Origin of the sequence: Burkholderia sp. Bp9004 (assembly GCF_003858025.1) — a bacterium.
In the GTDB taxonomy this organism is placed as follows: domain Bacteria; phylum Pseudomonadota; class Gammaproteobacteria; order Burkholderiales; family Burkholderiaceae; genus Burkholderia; species Burkholderia diffusa.
Genome location: NZ_QTQD01000008.1, coordinates 1 through 15,374 on the forward strand (window position 1 = coordinate 1; position 15,374 = coordinate 15,374).

Here is a 15,374-nt window from a genome sequence, read left to right on the forward strand (position 1 = left end):
TTGAGCGCACCCATGTCCGAGAACGGGTGGATGTGGTGCGCGGCGTCGAGCGCGCGGTATTCGGCGGTCGAGCGTGCCTGCGTCGTGCGCGGTGCGGCGGCCGGCGCGGCCGGCTGGATCCAGGCAGATTCGTTGCGGTAAGTCATGTTTCCTCCGTGATTCCGTATTCGGTCGTGCGCACGCTCAGACGTGCAGCAGCAGATGGCGGCGTTCCCACGAGCTGATCACGCGGAAGAACGCTTCGTATTCGGTTTCCTTCAGTGCGAAATACGCCTTCAGGAACTTGTGGCCGAGAATTTCGCCGAGCGGCTCGCATGCGGCCATCAGCGTGAGCCCTTCCTCGAGGTTGCGCGGCAGCTGGTACGGCAGTTCGTAGCCGTCGCTGACGAGCGGTTCGGTCGGTTCGAGACGCTGCGTCATGCCGAGATAGCCGGCCGCGAGCGTCGCCGCGAGCGCGAGGTACGGGTTGCAGTCGACGCCCGGGATCCGGTTCTCGATGCGGCGCGCGGCCGGGCCCGAGTGCGGGATGCGGAAGCCGACCGTGCGGTTGTCGTAGCCCCACTGCACGTTGATCGGCGCGGCCATGAAGCGCGACAGCCGGCGGTACGAATTGATGTACGGCGCGAAGATCGGCATCAAGGCGGGCGTGTATTTCTGCAGCCCCGCGAGGTAGTTGTAGAACATCGACGTCGCGCCGCCGGTTTCCCGCGACGTGAACAGGTTCTGGCCCGTCTCCTCGTCGACGATGCTCTGGTGCACGTGCATCGCCGAACCCGGCTCGTTTTCCATCGGCTTCGCCATGAACGTCGCGTACATGTTGTGACGCAGCGCGGCCTCGCGCACCGTGCGCTTGAACAGGAACACCTGGTCGGCGAGCGACAGCGCGTCGCCGTGCATGAAGTTGATCTCCATCTGCGCGGCGCCGACTTCGTGGATCAGCGTGTCGATGTCGAGGTTCTGTGCTTCGCAGTACTCGTAGATGTCCTCGAACAGCGGGTCGAACTCGTTGACCGCCTCGATCGAATACGACTGGCGGCCCGTCTCGGGGCGGCCCGTGCGGCCGACCGGCGGACGCAGCGGCAGGTCCGGGTCCTTGTTCATGTCGACCAGGTAGAACTCGAGCTCCGGCGCGACGACGGGCTTCCAGCCCTTCGCCTTGTACAGGTCGAGCACGCGGCGCAGCACGTAGCGCGGCGAGATCTCGACCGGCGAGCCGTCGAAGTGCACGCAGTCGTGGATCACTTGCGCGGTCGGGTCGACCGCCCACGGGATCAGGCGAATGGTCGACGTGTCGGGCACGCACACCATGTCGGGGTCGGTCACGCCGGTGAGCGACCCGTCTTCCGGATACTCGCCGGTGACGGTCTGCACCATCACGGCCTGCGGCAGGCGCATCGATTCGCCGGACGTGAACTTGTTGCGCGGCGTGATCTTGCCGCGCGCGATGCCGGCCATGTCGGGAATGATCGCTTCGATCTCGGTGATCCGGTACTGCTTCAGAAATTCGTCGATGTCTTGCATGTTCGTTCTCGTTGGTTGTTCGACGCGCTCATGCGAGCGCGGCGGCGGCCCTGGTGCGCTCGCGGGCGTTCCGGCGGGCGCGGCATGCGTCGCCGAAGGCGCGGAAGATCGCGCTCGACAGCGGGTCATGCGCATGCCGCCATTCCGGGTGCCATTGCACGGCAAGGGCGAAGGCCGGTGCATCGACGACGCTGACGGCCTCGATCAGGCCGTCCGGCGCGACGGCTTCGACGGCGAGGCCGGCACCGAGCTGCGCGACGCCCTGTTTGTGCAGCGAGTTCACGTGCACGTCGTCGCGGCCGCCGGCGAGCGTGTGCAGCACGCCGCCGGGCGTCAGGCGCACGACGTGCGCGGGGCCGTATTGCGTGTCCATCGGCGCGTCGTCGTCCTCGCGGTGATCGGCGAGGCCGGGCACTTCGTGCACGCGCTGATGCAGCGTGCCGCCGCAGACGACGTTCAGCTCCTGGAAGCCGCGGCACACGGCCAGCACGGGCACGCCAGCGGCGATCGCCGCGCGCAGCAGCGGCAGCGTCGTCGCGTCACGCGCGGGATCGTGCTTCGTGCCGGGCTCGCTCGGCTCGCCGCCATACAGGTGCGGCTCGACGTTCGAATAGCTGCCGGTAAACAACAGGCCGTCGACCGTGGCGAGCACGTCTTCGGTCGACTGGCGATCGCCGAGCGCGGGCAGCACCATCGCGAGCGCGTGTGCACCGTCGACGATCGCCGCGACGTACTTGTCGCCGACCGTGTGCGACGCATGTGCGCCGATTTGCGTGAAGTCGGCGGTGATGCCGACGAGGGGTTTCCTTTCCATGACGTCAATCAGTTGTCCGTAGGGCCATGGCGTGCGTTACGCGGGAAAATCGCGAAATGCAGGCGCGACACGGCCCCGCAGCCTGGCGAAATGCGCAAGGCCGCTGGTGAATGAGCGCAACGGGTTCGCATGGCGATCCGCGCTGCGCGCGACGGTCAGGCCGTCGTTCGTTTCGTTGCGCTGCGCGACGCGGCAATGGATGCGCGAACGCGTTCCGTCACCGCGCAGACGACGCGGCTGACGAGCAGGCAGTTGAAACGAACGACGAGAAAAGGAGGAGAGGCGCTATGGCAGCAGCGATGCGACTTCGTCGGTATCGACGGCCACGAACGTGCGTGCGGAAACGGCGTTGTGACGGCGAACGGAACGACGGGACAGGATGGTGTAGATCGACAGATGCAGCAGGCGAGGACTATGCCAGCCGCAACTGCCATCGGAAGCGGGAACAGCGCTGCGCAAACTTCGCACATCGCCTCGATCCCACCTCACCAGAGGGCCACGGACTCTCACGATTACACTCGACTGGTTTGTTGAAAGTATTGAACACCTGATCGTTTCGGCGCGCGAGGCGTTTAAAATAATCGAGGTGCCGGACCTGCGTCATTTACATCGATGGGCATCAATTTTTACGTTGCAATAACGTTTTTCGGTGCCGATGAATGGCCAATGACGCTGACCTGAGAGCCAGGATATACGAGCCAAAAACGGCGTCAAATGTTTTTTGACGGTCTCGTGTCAGGGCTTTCCCGAGGCACTCCGAACAAAATATTCGTAAATGGAATGACCCTCTGGGTGTTCATTATTTCGAACGCCTTTCAGGGTTTTCCCCGCTGATGCGCGGCATAAAGTGATTAGAATATTCAACGGCTGCGTAACGCCGCTCCACGCGTCGTTTCACTTTTTCACCGCACTTCTATCGTGTCCGAAACCGAATCGATGTCCACCGAAGTCGCCGAGCGCCTGCGTTTCGTGCGCAACAAGCATGGCCTGTCGCAGCGTGAACTCGCGAAGCGGGCCGGCGTGACCAACGGCACGATCTCGCTGATCGAACAGGGGCGCGTAAGCCCGTCGGTCGGCTCGCTGAAGAAACTGCTCGAATGCATTCCGATGAGTCTCGCGGAGTTCTTCACGTTCGAACTCGTCGAATCGCGCTCGGTCGTATCGCGCCGCGACGAGATGCCGAACCTTGGCAACGACGCGCTCGCATTTCATCTCGTCGGCGCGGGCGTGAAGGACCGCAACATGTGCATCATGCGCGAGATCTACCAGCCGCTCGCCGATACGGGGCCCGAGATGCTCGTGCACGCGGGGCACGAGGGCGGCGTGGTCGTGTCGGGCCGGCTCGAGCTCACCGTCGACGGCGCGACCTGGCTGCTCGACCCCGGAGACGGCTACTACTTCGAAAGCCGTTTGCCGCACCGCTTTCGCAATCCCAGCGCGGAACAGCTCTGCGAGGTCGTGTCGGCGAATTCGCCGGCCACCTTCTGAGCCCGCATCACTGCATTCGTCGCCGGCAGTCTTGCCGTTGCGCGGCGTGCCGTAGCGCGAATGCCACGACAATTGAGGCATCCTGATGAACAAGTTGACTTTGGCTGACTGGCAGGACAAGGCGGCGTCGCTCACGATTGAAGGGCGCGCATTCATCGACGGCACGTCGCGCGACGCGCACGGCGGCAGGACGTTCGACTGCGTGAGCCCGATCGACGGTCGCGTGCTCGCGAAGGTGGCCGACTGCGGAGAGCCCGACGTGAACGCCGCCGTCGCGGCCGCGCGCCGCGCGTTCGACGCCGGCGTGTGGGCCGGACTGAACCCGCGCGCGCGCAAGGCCGTGCTGCTGCGCTGGGCCGCGCTGATGCGCGAGCATCTCGACGAACTTTCGCTGCTCGAGACGCTCGATGCGGGCAAGCCGATCGGCGACACCACGACGGTTGACGTGCCGGGCGCCGCTTATTGCGTCGAGTGGTTCGCCGAAGCGATCGACAAGGTCGGCGGCGAAGTCGCGCCGGCCGACCATCATCTCGTCGGTCTCGTCACGCGCGAGCCGGTCGGCGTGGTGGCGGCCGTCGTGCCGTGGAACTTCCCGATCCTGATGGCCGCATGGAAGTTCGGCCCGGCGCTCGCGGCCGGCAACAGCGTCGTGCTGAAGCCGTCGGAGAAATCGCCGCTGACCGCGATCCGCGTCGCGCAGCTCGCATACGAGGCCGGCATCCCGGCCGGCGTGTTCAACGTCGTGCCGGGCGCAGGCGAACCGGGCAAGCTGCTCGCGCTGCATCGCGATGTCGACTGCATCGCGTTCACCGGCTCCACCGCGGTCGGCAAGCTGATCATGCAGTACGCCGCGCAGTCGAACCTGAAGCGCGCGTGGCTCGAGCTCGGCGGCAAGTCGCCGAACATCGTGCTGCCGGATTGTCCGGACCTCGAGCGCGCCGCGCAGGCCGCGGCCGGGGCGATCTTCTACAACATGGGCGAGATGTGCACGGCCGGCTCGCGCCTGCTCGTGCATCGCGACATCAAGGACGCGTTCATCGAGAAGCTGGTGGCGGCCGCGCGCGCGTACGTGCCGGGCAACCCGCTCGATCCGTCGGTATCGATGGGCGCGATCGTCGACGGGATCCAGCTCGAGCGCGTGCTCGGCTACATCGATGCCGGGCGCAAGGAAGGCACGCTCGTCACGGGCGGCGCGCGCGTGAAGGAGGAGACGGGCGGCTTCTACGTGGAACCGACGGTGTTCGAGGTAAAGCCCGATGCGAAGATCGCGCGCGAGGAGATCTTCGGCCCCGTGCTGTCGGTGATCGTGTTCGACGACGTCGACGAGGCGGTGCGGATCGCGAACGACACCGAATACGGGCTGGCCGCGGCCGTGTGGACGTCGAACCTGACGACCGCGCACGACGTGTCGCGCCGGCTGCGGGCGGGCACGGTGTGGGTGAACTGCTACGACGAGGGCGGCGACATGAACTTCCCGTTCGGCGGCTACAAGCAGTCGGGCAACGGCCGCGACAAGTCGCTGCACGCGCTCGAGAAATACACCGAGCTGAAGTCGACGCTGATCCGGCTGCGCTGACGCGGCCGGTGTACGGGCGCGGTGCCGAGGGGCGCCGCGCCCGCGCGCGTCAGGCCGAGCGCAATGCCGGGTGGAAGCCCGCGGCTTCGATGATCGACTGCACGCGTTCGGCGCCTTGCGCCGATTCGACCTTGACCGTCTTCGCGGCCACGTCGATGTCGAGCTTCGCGGCGGGGTCCGCTGCCGTCACGGCGCGCGTGATGGCGTTGGCGCAGCCGCCGCAGGTCATGTCCTGGACTTCGAATTCCATCGTGTTCTCCTGGGTTGATTGGCGATTCACAAACATCGCCAGCATGAAGCTTGCCATGGTGGGAAGGTCAAGCCATTCGTCGCGTTCGACACTGCACAAGCAATTTGTAAAGCTGATGTCAGACGAATCGCAATCTGCTCGTGTGCGTCAGTCCGAATTTTTCCCGATTGACGGCCGCGTATTGCCGGCGAAATCTCGCGGAGCCTTGCGCGACAAGGTGCGCGTCGCATCACTGACGCCCGATGTCCATGCCATGAGTAAGGGTACTGGGAGAGGGAAATGCGAATCGATCTTACTATCGATTCCCCTCGATATTTCATTTCGGTACCCGTATGAATCGCTTCGCTTTCGGTTTCGCACTGGCCCTGCTGGGCGCATCGGCAACGTCCGCATTCGCTGCCGACGACGTCGTCAACCTGACCCTGAAGAACCACAAGTTTTCGCCCGACGGCGTGACGATTCCGGCCGGCAAGAAGGTGAAGTTCGTCGTGAAGAATCTCGATGCGACGCCCGCGGAATTCGAAAGCGACGATTTCAAGGCGGAGAAGGTCGTGCCGGCCGGCAAGTCGGTCGAGATCCTGGTCGGGCCGCTGAACGCCGGCACCTACGAGTTCCACGACGAGTATCATGAAGCGCAGTCGAAGACGCACCTGACCGTCAAATAAGCGGATATCGCCATGCTGTCTACCGCCCTGATCGTCTTTCGTGAAGTGCTCGAGGCCGCGCTGGTGGTGTCGATCGTAATGGCCGCGACGAAGGGCGTGCCGAGCCGCGGCTGGTGGGTCGGCGGCGGCCTCGTCGGCGGCGTGATCGGCGCCGGCCTGATCGCCGCGTTCGCCGACGTGATTTCGCAGTGGGCCTCCGGCATGGGGCAGGAAGTCTTCAACGCCGGCGTGATGTTCGTCGCGACGCTGATGCTCGCGTGGCACTGCATCTGGATGAGCCGCCACGGCCGCGAGATGGCGCTGCACATGGGCGAGGTCGGCCGGGCCGTCGCAGCCGGCAGCCGGCCGCTGACGGGGCTCGCGATCGTTGTCGGCGTCGCGGTGCTGCGCGAGGGCTCCGAGGCCGTGCTGTTCCTGTACGGCATCGCGGCGGGCGATCCGGGACAGACGCCGCAGATGATCGTCGGCGGGCTGCTCGGCGTGCTGGGCGGCGCCGGGCTCGGCTACGCGATGTATGCGGGCCTGCTGCAGATTCCGCTCAAGCGCCTTTTCTCCGTCACCAACGCGCTGATCGTGCTGCTCGCGGCGGGGATGGCGAGCCAGTGCGTCGGCTTCCTGCTTGCCGCCGGCCTCGTGCCGTCGTGGGGCGATGCGGTCTGGGATACCTCGTGGCTGCTGAAGGAATCGAGCATCGTCGGCAAGGCGCTGCATACGCTGATCGGCTATACCGCGCGTCCGGCGGGGATCCAGATCGTTGCGTACGTCGTCACGCTGGTCGCGATCGTCGTGCTGGCGCGGCTCGTCGGCCGGCCCCGGACGGTGGTGCCGCCACCGCGGCCCGTTGCCTGAGCGGGCCGGGGCCGAATGCAGAAAGGGGCGTCATTGACGCCCCTTTTTTCTTGCGTTGACGGCTCGCGCGCAGCCGCGCGGCCCGTTCAGCGATGGTTGTCGATCCATGCGCGGGCCCATTCGAGCCCCGCTTCGCGCGCTTCGTCCTCGGTATCGAACACGCCGAGCACGCCCGACGCTTCGACGAGCCGATTGTTCTGCGTGATCGTGCCGCTCGCCGCGAAGCGTTCGGGCTGCAGGATTTCATCCTGCTGCAGGATCGAATGGCCCCAGATCTGGTAGCCGTGATAGGTCTGCGCTTCCATTATCGCGTCACCTCCGCGGAGCGGCTGCTCGTGCCGACACGCAGCACGTTGCCGTCCGGTGTGTATTGCCGCGGGATGTCCGAGAACTTGAGTGCGTGCGGCGCGTCGGGCATGGCCGGCTGCATCACCGTGAGCCGGCCCGGCGTAGGCTGCGCGACCGGGCGCGGTGCGGCCGGCGCATCGACCGTCGCGGCGGTCGGTCGATGCGGCGTGCTTTTCACGGCTTGTGCGACGCGGCGCTTGTGCGGCTTGACCGCAGCCTTCGGCTGCACGCTCGCGTGCTTTTCCACGGTCTTGCCGCCGGCGTGCACGTCGGCACCTGGGCGCGCTGCCGGCGTGCGGGCATCCGGCGTACGCGCCGCCGGCAACCGCGCCTCGGGCGGGTTCCAGACTTCGACGTAGTGCTCGGCCGCCCAGCCCGTCGACGCGAAGGTCAGCGCCAGCAATCCGCATCCAAACAGTCTTACCATGGTCTCTCCGTCAGTCTCGTCGGCGCGCCGGACCGCGCTGCGCCGATTGCTTACTCCACCGTCACCGACTTCGCGAGGTTGCGCGGTTTGTCGACGTCGGTGCCGCGCGCGCATGCGGTGTGATATGCGAGCAGTTGCAGCGGCACGACGTGCAGGATCGGCGACAGCTGCCCGTAGTGTTCCGGCATCCGGATCACGTGCAGGCCTTCGTCGTTGACGATCTGCGTGTCGGCATCCGCGAACACGTACAGCTCGCCGCCGCGTGCGCGCACTTCCTGCATGTTCGACTTCAGCTTCTCGAGCAGCGTGTCGTTCGGCGCGACCGTGACGACCGGCATCGCTTCAGTGACGAGCGCGAGCGGCCCGTGCTTCAGTTCGCCGGCCGGATACGCCTCGGCATGGATGTACGAGATTTCCTTCAGCTTCAGCGCGCCTTCGAGCGCGATCGGGTAGTGCAGCCCGCGGCCGAGGAACAGTGCGTTTTCCTTGCGCGCGAATTCCTCCGACCACGCGATGATCTGCGGCTCGAGCGCGAGCACGCTGTTCAGCGCGGCCGGCAGGTGGCGCAACTGCTTCAGGAATTCGGCTTCCTGCGCGGCGTCGACGTGCCCGCGCAGCTTGCCGAGCGTCGCGGCCAGCACGAACAGCGCGACGAGCTGCGTCGTGAACGCCTTGGTCGACGCAACGCCGATCTCGGTGCCTGCGTGCGTCAGGAACTGCATCTCGGTGAGGCGCACCATCGCGCTCGTCGCGACGTTGCACACCGCGAGCGTATGCGTGTGGCCGAGCGACTGCGCGTGCTTGAGCGCGGCGAGCGTGTCGGCCGTCTCGCCCGATTGCGAGATCACCAGCACGAGCTGGCGCGGGTTCGGGACCGATTCGCGGTAGCGGTATTCGCTCGCGATCTCGACCTGGGTCGGGATCTTCGCGATCGATTCGAGCCAGTACTTCGCGGTGAGGCCCGAGTAGTAGCTCGTGCCGCACGCGAGGATCAGCAGGCTGTCGATCTCCGCGAACGCGGCGGGGGCCGCATCGCCGAACAGCGTCGCGTCGAACGCTTCGGTTTGCGGCACCGTGTCGCTGATCGCGCGCGGCTGCTCGAAGATTTCCTTCTGCATGAAGTGGCGATACGGGCCCAGCTCGACCGCGCCGCCGTATGCGCTGACGACGCGGATCTCGCGCTGCGCGAGCGCGCCGTGACGATCGACGATCTTCACGCCATCGAGCGACAGCTCGCACACGTCGCCTTCCTCGAGGAACGTGAAGCGGTCGGTGCTGCCGGCCAGCGCGAGTGCGTCGGACGCGAGGAAGTTCTCGCCGTCGCCGTGGCCGACGACGAGCGGCGAACCCTGGCGCGCGCCGACGACGGTGTGCGGCTGGTCCTTGTGCGTCACCGCGATCGCATAGGCGCCGTGCAGCTGCTGCACGGCTTCGCGCACGGCCTCGAACAGGTCGCCGCGATACAGGCTGTGCACGAGGTGCGCGATGACTTCGGTGTCGGTCTGCGACACGAACTCGTAGCCCTTCGCGCGCAGCGCTTCGCGCAGCGGCTCGAAGTTCTCGATGATGCCGTTGTGCACCAGCGCGAGCGCGTTCGACGAGAAGATCGGATGCGCGTTGTTCGTGACGGGCGCGCCGTGCGTCGCCCAGCGCGTGTGCGCGACGCCGGTCGTGCCTTCGAGATGCGATTCCTGCACCTGCGCATCGAGATCGGCGACGCGCGCGACGCTGCGCGCGCGCTTGGGCGCGCCCGGCTCGAGCACGGCGACGCCGCACGAGTCGTAGCCACGGTATTCGAGGCGCCGCAATCCTTCGATCAGCACCGGAACGATATTACGCTGCGCAACTGCGCCGACAATGCCGCACATGAATGGGTCAGTCCTGTAAGTCGACGCGGGCGCCGTCCGGGCGCCCGCTAAAGGTTCAGCTCTTCTTCTTGACCGGGCGGACGTAGCCGCTCTTCGTCGTTTGGGTCTTCTCGTTCAATGCGAGCAGGCCGTCGGCAACGTCCTTCCAGATCGTCGTGCCGGCCGCGATCGTCACGCCACGGCCGACGCGCACCGGCGCAACGAGCTGCGTGTCGGAGCCGACGAACACGTCGTCCTCGATCACGGTGCGGAACTTGTTCGCGCCGTCGTAGTTGCAGGTGATCGTGCCCGCGCCGATGTTCACGCGCGCGCCGATGTCGGCGTCGCCGATGTAGGTGAGGTGGTTCGCCTTCGAACCGTGGCCGATCACCGCGTTCTTCACCTCGACGAAGTTGCCGACGTGCGCTTCGTCCGCGAGCTGCGCGCCGGGGCGCAGCCGCGCGTACGGGCCGATCACGGTGTTCGCGCCGAGTTCGGCGCCGTCGATGTGCGTGAACGCGTCGATGCGCGTGCCGGCGCCGACCGACGCGTCGCGGATCACGCAGTTCGGGCCGATCGTCACGTTGTCGGCGAGCGTCACGTTGCCTTCGAACACGCAGTTCACGTCGATCGACACGTCGCGGCCGCAGCGCAGCGTGCCGCGCACGTCGAGCCGCGCCGGATCGGCGAGCGTGACGCCGTCGACGAGCAGCGCATCGGCGACGTTGCGCTGATGGATGCGCTCGAGCTCCGCGAGCTGCGCCTTGCTGTTCACGCCGAGCGTTTCCCATTCCTCGTCGGGCTGCGCCGTGACGATCTCGAAGCCGGCCTCGATCGCGAGCTCGACGACGTCGGTCAGGTAGTACTCGCCCTGCGCGTTCTCGTTCTTCAGCGCGCCGAGCCACATCGACAGCTGGGCCGTGGGCGTGACGATGATGCCGGTGTTGATCTCGGCGATCTTCAGTTGCTCGGGCGACGCGTCCTTCTGCTCGACGATGCGCGTGACGAAGCCGGACGCGTCGCGCACGATGCGGCCGTAGCCGGTCGGGTCGTCGAGCGTGACGGTCAGAATCCCGTAGCGGCCCTCGCGCGCGGCGTCGACGAGACGCCGCAGCGTCGACGCGCGGGTGAGCGGCACGTCGCCGTACAGCACCAGCGTCGGTTGCGCGGGATCGAGCAGCGGCAGCGCCTGGCGTACCGCGTGGCCGGTGCCGAGCTGCTCGGCCTGCACCGCGAACTGGACGTCGGGCGCGGCGACGGCGGCCTGGACCTGCTCGGCGCCGTGACCGACCACGACGACGAGCCGCGACGGCTGCAGCGTGCGCGCGGTGGCGATGACGTGGGAGAGGAGCGGCCTGCCGGCCAGGGGATGGAGCACTTTCGGCAGCGCGGAACGCATGCGCTTGCCGGTGCCTGCCGCCAAAATCACGATATTCATGGCGCCAGCTTGTCAGAGGAGTTCGAAGCCGTCCATTTTAGCATGCGGCCCCCGTCGTTCCGGGCCTGTCGCGGCGGGGCGACAGCGCCGGAACGAGGCTGCGGCCCCGGTTCCGGCGGGTGTTCGGACCCTGCTTACAGGTCGTCGAACTGGACGATCGAGATCGGTTTCGCGGCGCCCGGCGCGGCGGTTTCTTCGCCGGACGCGCACGGCTCCTCGTCGAACGCGATGTCGCCCTGCGGATCGGCAACGCCGGTCGCGCGCAGCGACGCGAACGGGAACTGGGTCGTATCCATCAGGTGCGACGGCACGACGTTCGCGAGCGCGCTGAACATGTTGTCGACGCGGCCCGGGAAGCGCTTGTCCCATTCGCGGATCAGCGCCTTCATTTCCGCGCGCTTCAGGTTCGGCTGGCTGCCGCACAGGTTGCACGGGATGATCGGGAATTCGCGCAGCTCCGCGTATTTCTCGAGATCGGTTTCCTTCACGTATGCGAGCGGGCGGATCACGACGTTCCTGCCGTCGTCCGACTGCAGCTTCGGCGGCATTCCCTTCAGCTTGCCGCCGTAGAACATGTTGAGCAGCAGCGTCTGCAGGATGTCGTCGCGGTGGTGGCCGAGCGCGATCTTGGTCGCGCCGAGCTCGCCGGCCACGCGGTACAGGATCCCGCGGCGCAGCCGCGAGCACAGCGAGCAGGTCGTCTTGCCTTCGGGCACGAGCCGCTTGACGATGCTGTAGGTGTCCTGGTTCTCGATGTGGAACGGCACGCCGACCTGCGTCAGGTACTCGGGCAGCACGTGTTCAGGGAAGCCCGGCTGCTTCTGGTCGAGGTTGACCGCGACGATGTCGAAGTCGATCGGCGCGCGCTCGCGCAGGCGCAGCAGCACGTCGAGCATCGCGTAGCTGTCCTTGCCGCCCGACAGGCACACCATCACCTTGTCGCCCTGCTCGATCATGTTGTAGTCGCCGATCGCCTGGCCGACCTGGCGCACGATCCGCTTGAACAGCTTGTTGTTCTCGTACGCTTCCTTCTGCTCGCGGCGCGTCAGCACGCGGCGGCCGGTGTCGGCGGCGGTGGCTTCGATGGCGGCGCCATCGGCCGCCGTGTCGTTCATGTGGGGGGCGTTCATGCGCGCTCCTCGTCCTTGATGCGAAAGACTTCGACGCCGACGGCGTCGCAGTCCGGATAGGCGTCCGGTTTCTCGGTACAGACGCGTACCGCGCGCACGGCGTCGTGCGCCAGCAGGTTCGCGGCGATCGCGTCGCACAGCGTTTCCTGCAGGTGGATGTGGCCGCGCGCCACGCACTGCGCGACGCTCTGCTTCATCAGGTCGTAGTCGACGACTTCATGCAGCCGGTCGTCGACGGGGGTGGACAGCGCGAGCGGCACGAACAGGTCGACGTTGATGACGACGCGCTGCTCGCCGCGCTTCTCGTGTTCGAAGGCCCCGATGTTGATGTGCACCTCGTAGTCGCGCAGGTAGAGCCTGCGGCAGTCCGCGAGGCGGGGGTGCAGGAGAGCGGAAAACATGGTCGTCCCAGTCAAATTGGCGTGCGCGCACGCAAAGCGGCGCGGGCGGCGGCGATCACGCCGCGCGATCCGCGCGGTTCATTCATTCGGGCCGGCGGCGGGCGGCACCAGGTGCTCGCCGCCGTCGACGGTCAGCGTCGCGCCCGTGACGCCGGGCGCGCTCGCGAGATAGCAGGCCGCCGCCGCGATGTCGTTCGCGTGCGGCGCATGGCCGCGCACGAGCGCCGCGACGCGCACCTTCGGCGCGAGGGCCAGCGCCAGCGCGGAGGTCGCGCGGTTCAGCGCGGCCTGCATCAGCGCGTGCGACAACTGCGCCGGCGCCGGGTGAAACAGGGCCTGATCCAGCACGTGGATCACGCAGGCGCGCAGCGATTCGTCGTCACGCGCGGCGTCGGGCGTCGCGTCGGCAAGCGCCCGGGCCAGCGCGAGCGGCGCCGTCACGTTGCGCGCGAGCGCGGCGGCGAGCGATGCGCCGTCCACGGTGTGCGCGTCGTCGGTGGCGGCGCATGCACTCACGAACACAGCACAGGCGGGCCGGCCGAGCGCCGCAGCACACGCGGCGACGAGCGCGGCCGCGTCGGTTTCCAGGGCCAGATCGGCGTCGAGCACGGCTGCACGGCGCCCGCGGGCGGCGACTTCGGCGACGAGCGCGTCGGCGGCCGCGCGCGGCGTGCCGGGGCTGCGCTGCAGCGCGACGTCCCAGCCGTGCTGCGCGAATCCGGTCGCGAGCGCGCGACCGAGCGACGCGGCGTCGGCCGCGCTGCCCAGCGCGCCGGCGACGAGCGCGATGCGCGGGGGCGACGTATCGGCTGAAACGGTCATTTACAATGCCGGGATGAACCCGAAAGCTCACGAACCCGCTAGTTTACCTGCTCCCGGCCCTGACGCGCTCGCGCAGTCCGAAACCCTTGCCGCGCAACTGCGCGACGAGATCGCGGCGGCCGGCGGCTGGCTGCCGTTCGACCGCTTCATGGAGCGCGCGCTGTATGCGCCCGGCCTCGGCTATTACAGCGGCGGCGCGCGCAAGTTCGGCCGCCGCGCCGACGACGGCAGCGACTTCGTGACGGCCCCCGAGCTGTCGCCGCTGTTCGCGCAGACGCTCGCGAATCCCGTCGCGCAAGCGCTGGCGGCGAGCGGCACGCGCCGCGTGATGGAGTTCGGCGCGGGCACGGGCAAGCTCGCGGCCGGGCTGCTCGCGGCGCTCGATGCGCTCGGCGTCGAGCTCGACGAATACCTGATCGTCGACCTGTCCGGCGAACTGCGCGAACGGCAGCGCGACACGATTGCGGCGGCGGCGCCGGCGCTCGCCGCGAAGGTGCGCTGGCTCGACGCGCTGCCCGAGCGCTTCGACGGCGTCGTGGTCGGCAACGAGGTGCTCGACGCGATGCCGGTGCGCCTCTTCGCGAAGGCGGACGGCGTATGGCTCGAGCGCGGCGTCGCGCTCGACGCGCGGTACGCGTTCGTGTTCGACGACCGGCCCGCCGGCGCGGCCGGCCTGCCGCCGGTGCTCGCGACGCTCGACGTCGACGACGGCTACGTGACCGAGACGCACGAAGCCGCGCTGGCGTTCACGCGTACCGTGTGCACGATGCTCGGGCGTGGCGCGGTGCTGCTGGTCGACTACGGGTTCCCCGCGCACGAGTACTACCATCCGCAGCGCGACCGCGGCACGCTGATGTGCCACTACCGCCATCACGCGCATGACGACGCATTCCTGTACCCGGGGCTGCAGGACATCACCGCACACGTCGAATTCACGGGCATCTACGACGCGGGTGTCGCGACCGGCGCCGACCTGCTCGGCTACACGTCGCAGGCGCGCTTCCTGTTGAACGCGGGCATCACCGACGCGCTGGCGGCGATCGATCCTTCCGACATCCACCAGTTCCTGCCGGCCGCGAACGCGGTGCAGAAGCTGATCTCGGAAGCGGAAATGGGCGAGTTGTTCAAGGTGATCGCGTTCTCGCGCGGGATCGACGGCACGCTCGACGCCTTCGCGCGCGGCGACCGCTCGCACGCGCTCTGACGAGGCGCCCGGGATGCTGCGCTGGCTGATGGCCTCGTTCGTCGCGGTGATGATCCTGACGCGCTGCTGGCCGTGGCTCGGCAAGTTCGGCATCGGGCAGATGCCGGGCGACGTCACGCTGACGCTCGGCGGGCGGCGCTACCCGTTCCCGTTCATGTCGACGCTGGTGCTCACGATGCTGGTGTCGATGGTGGCGCGGCTGCTCTGAGCCGCGCCGAATGCGGCGGCGCGCCGCGACCGCGCCGCGGCGCGCGCGTGATGGTTCGGCGCGTCACGGTTCGCGCGTTACAGTTCGATTTCGCCGAGGATCCGGTGCGCGAGCGCCTTCGCTTCGTCGAACGCCTCTTCCTCGCTCGGACTCGTCGTGTGGACGTCGTAGCGCATGTTCTCCGTCTCGTCGCCGTCGTCCCGGGCGAGGATCACGTAACCCTGGAACTGTCCGTTGGCGGCGTGCTGCGTATGCGCCTTGGCCGTGTAGATGCCTTTCGTGAACGTGTTCGTGTCCATCGTGCCTCTCCCGCAATAGGACACTTCATCGTAGCACTGCGGCGCAGCATGTACAGCGCCGCTAATCGGCGACCGATCAGCGCGGCG

The 15,374-nt window shown here is 67.5% G+C and carries 18 protein-coding genes and 1 pseudogene; 6 read left to right on the forward strand and 13 right to left on the reverse strand.

Annotated features, from left to right (window positions below; genetic code table 11):
- From DIE08_RS11325 to DIE08_RS36190, 4 genes and pseudogenes are all read right to left on the reverse strand, one after another.
- A pseudogene (locus DIE08_RS11325) lies at nt 1–146 on the reverse strand (aspartate aminotransferase family protein); the annotation flags it as partial.
- A gap of 37 nt (nt 147–183) precedes the next feature.
- Nucleotides 184–1,521: a glutamine synthetase family protein gene (locus DIE08_RS11330; protein WP_059605738.1), complete on the reverse strand. Its 1,338-nt coding sequence runs from the start codon at nt 1,519–1,521 to the stop codon at nt 184–186.
- 28 nt (nt 1,522–1,549) lie between these two features.
- Entirely contained in the window at nt 1,550–2,335 is a 786-nt protein-coding gene (locus DIE08_RS11335) for a gamma-glutamyl-gamma-aminobutyrate hydrolase family protein (RefSeq protein WP_124901957.1), read from the reverse strand.
- 285 nt (nt 2,336–2,620) lie between these two features.
- A complete protein-coding gene (locus tag DIE08_RS36190; protein WP_124901958.1) occupies nt 2,621–2,803 on the reverse strand; it encodes a hypothetical protein in 183 nt (60 codons plus the stop codon).
- 468 nt (nt 2,804–3,271) lie between these two features.
- Here DIE08_RS36190 and DIE08_RS11345 point away from each other — a divergent pair, with 468 nt between their 5' ends.
- On the forward strand, nt 3,272–3,823 hold the full coding sequence (locus DIE08_RS11345) for a cupin domain-containing protein (RefSeq protein ID WP_014895828.1): 552 nt from the start codon (nt 3,272–3,274) through the stop codon (nt 3,821–3,823).
- An 85-nt stretch (nt 3,824–3,908) separates the two neighbouring features.
- The gene (locus DIE08_RS11350; RefSeq protein WP_124901959.1) at nt 3,909–5,399 is read left to right on the forward strand and encodes an aldehyde dehydrogenase; all 1,491 of its coding nucleotides are present in this window, start codon (nt 3,909–3,911) and stop codon (nt 5,397–5,399) included.
- 49 nt (nt 5,400–5,448) lie between these two features.
- Here the strand turns inward: DIE08_RS11350 and DIE08_RS11355 are convergent, their stop codons facing one another.
- Nucleotides 5,449–5,649, reverse strand: a complete 201-nt coding sequence (locus tag DIE08_RS11355) for a heavy-metal-associated domain-containing protein (protein ID WP_006754615.1) — start codon at nt 5,647–5,649, stop codon at nt 5,449–5,451.
- 332 nt (nt 5,650–5,981) lie between these two features.
- Between DIE08_RS11355 and DIE08_RS11365 the strand changes: the two genes are divergently transcribed.
- Nucleotides 5,982–6,314, forward strand: coding sequence for a cupredoxin domain-containing protein (locus DIE08_RS11365; RefSeq protein WP_059605730.1), 333 nt, complete (start codon nt 5,982–5,984; stop codon nt 6,312–6,314).
- Nucleotides 6,315–6,326: 12 nt separating this feature from the next.
- The gene (locus tag DIE08_RS11370) at nt 6,327–7,163 is read left to right on the forward strand and encodes an FTR1 family protein (protein WP_124629788.1); all 837 of its coding nucleotides are present in this window, start codon (nt 6,327–6,329) and stop codon (nt 7,161–7,163) included.
- Between the two features lie 86 nt (nt 7,164–7,249).
- Here DIE08_RS11370 and DIE08_RS11375 read toward each other — a convergent pair whose 3' ends face one another.
- The 7 genes from DIE08_RS11375 to DIE08_RS11405 all read right to left on the reverse strand — a co-directional run bounded on the left by DIE08_RS11375 (nt 7,250) and on the right by DIE08_RS11405 (nt 13,576).
- Entirely contained in the window at nt 7,250–7,468 is a 219-nt protein-coding gene (locus tag DIE08_RS11375; protein WP_059450688.1) for a hypothetical protein, read from the reverse strand.
- Nucleotides 7,468–7,938, reverse strand: a complete 471-nt coding sequence (locus tag DIE08_RS11380; RefSeq protein WP_124901960.1) for a hypothetical protein — start codon at nt 7,936–7,938, stop codon at nt 7,468–7,470. Before DIE08_RS11380 ends, DIE08_RS11375 begins: the two co-directional genes overlap by 1 nt.
- Before the next feature lie 50 nt (nt 7,939–7,988).
- The gene (glmS, locus tag DIE08_RS11385; RefSeq protein ID WP_124901961.1) at nt 7,989–9,806 is read right to left on the reverse strand and encodes a glutamine--fructose-6-phosphate transaminase (isomerizing); all 1,818 of its coding nucleotides are present in this window, start codon (nt 9,804–9,806) and stop codon (nt 7,989–7,991) included.
- A 55-nt stretch (nt 9,807–9,861) separates the two neighbouring features.
- Nucleotides 9,862–11,223, reverse strand: a complete 1,362-nt coding sequence (glmU, locus tag DIE08_RS11390) for a bifunctional UDP-N-acetylglucosamine diphosphorylase/glucosamine-1-phosphate N-acetyltransferase GlmU (RefSeq protein WP_124901962.1) — start codon at nt 11,221–11,223, stop codon at nt 9,862–9,864.
- Nucleotides 11,224–11,357: 134 nt separating this feature from the next.
- Nucleotides 11,358–12,353 (reverse strand): tRNA 2-thiocytidine(32) synthetase TtcA, encoded by a 996-nt coding sequence (gene ttcA / locus DIE08_RS11395; RefSeq protein WP_059605714.1) that lies wholly within the window; start codon nt 12,351–12,353, stop codon nt 11,358–11,360.
- Nucleotides 12,350–12,754: a dihydroneopterin aldolase gene (locus tag DIE08_RS11400; protein ID WP_059450683.1), complete on the reverse strand. Its 405-nt coding sequence runs from the start codon at nt 12,752–12,754 to the stop codon at nt 12,350–12,352. Before DIE08_RS11400 ends, ttcA begins: the two co-directional genes overlap by 4 nt.
- 78 nt (nt 12,755–12,832) lie before the next feature.
- Entirely contained in the window at nt 12,833–13,576 is a 744-nt protein-coding gene (locus DIE08_RS11405; protein WP_124901963.1) for an SDR family oxidoreductase, read from the reverse strand.
- Between the two features lie 13 nt (nt 13,577–13,589).
- Between DIE08_RS11405 and DIE08_RS11410 the strand changes: the two genes are divergently transcribed.
- Together DIE08_RS11410 and DIE08_RS11415 are read left to right on the forward strand one after the other, a co-directional pair.
- Nucleotides 13,590–14,780 carry a class I SAM-dependent methyltransferase gene (locus DIE08_RS11410; RefSeq protein WP_124901964.1) on the forward strand — a complete coding sequence of 397 codons (1,191 nt, stop codon included), beginning with the start codon at nt 13,590–13,592 and terminating at the stop codon, nt 14,778–14,780.
- A gap of 13 nt (nt 14,781–14,793) precedes the next feature.
- Nucleotides 14,794–14,988: a DUF2905 domain-containing protein gene (locus DIE08_RS11415; protein ID WP_124901965.1), complete on the forward strand. Its 195-nt coding sequence runs from the start codon at nt 14,794–14,796 to the stop codon at nt 14,986–14,988.
- Nucleotides 14,989–15,065: 77 nt separating this feature from the next.
- Here DIE08_RS11415 and DIE08_RS11420 read toward each other — a convergent pair whose 3' ends face one another.
- Nucleotides 15,066–15,287 (reverse strand): hypothetical protein, encoded by a 222-nt coding sequence (locus DIE08_RS11420; protein WP_059450680.1) that lies wholly within the window; start codon nt 15,285–15,287, stop codon nt 15,066–15,068.
- Between the last annotated feature and the right edge of the window lie 87 nt (nt 15,288–15,374).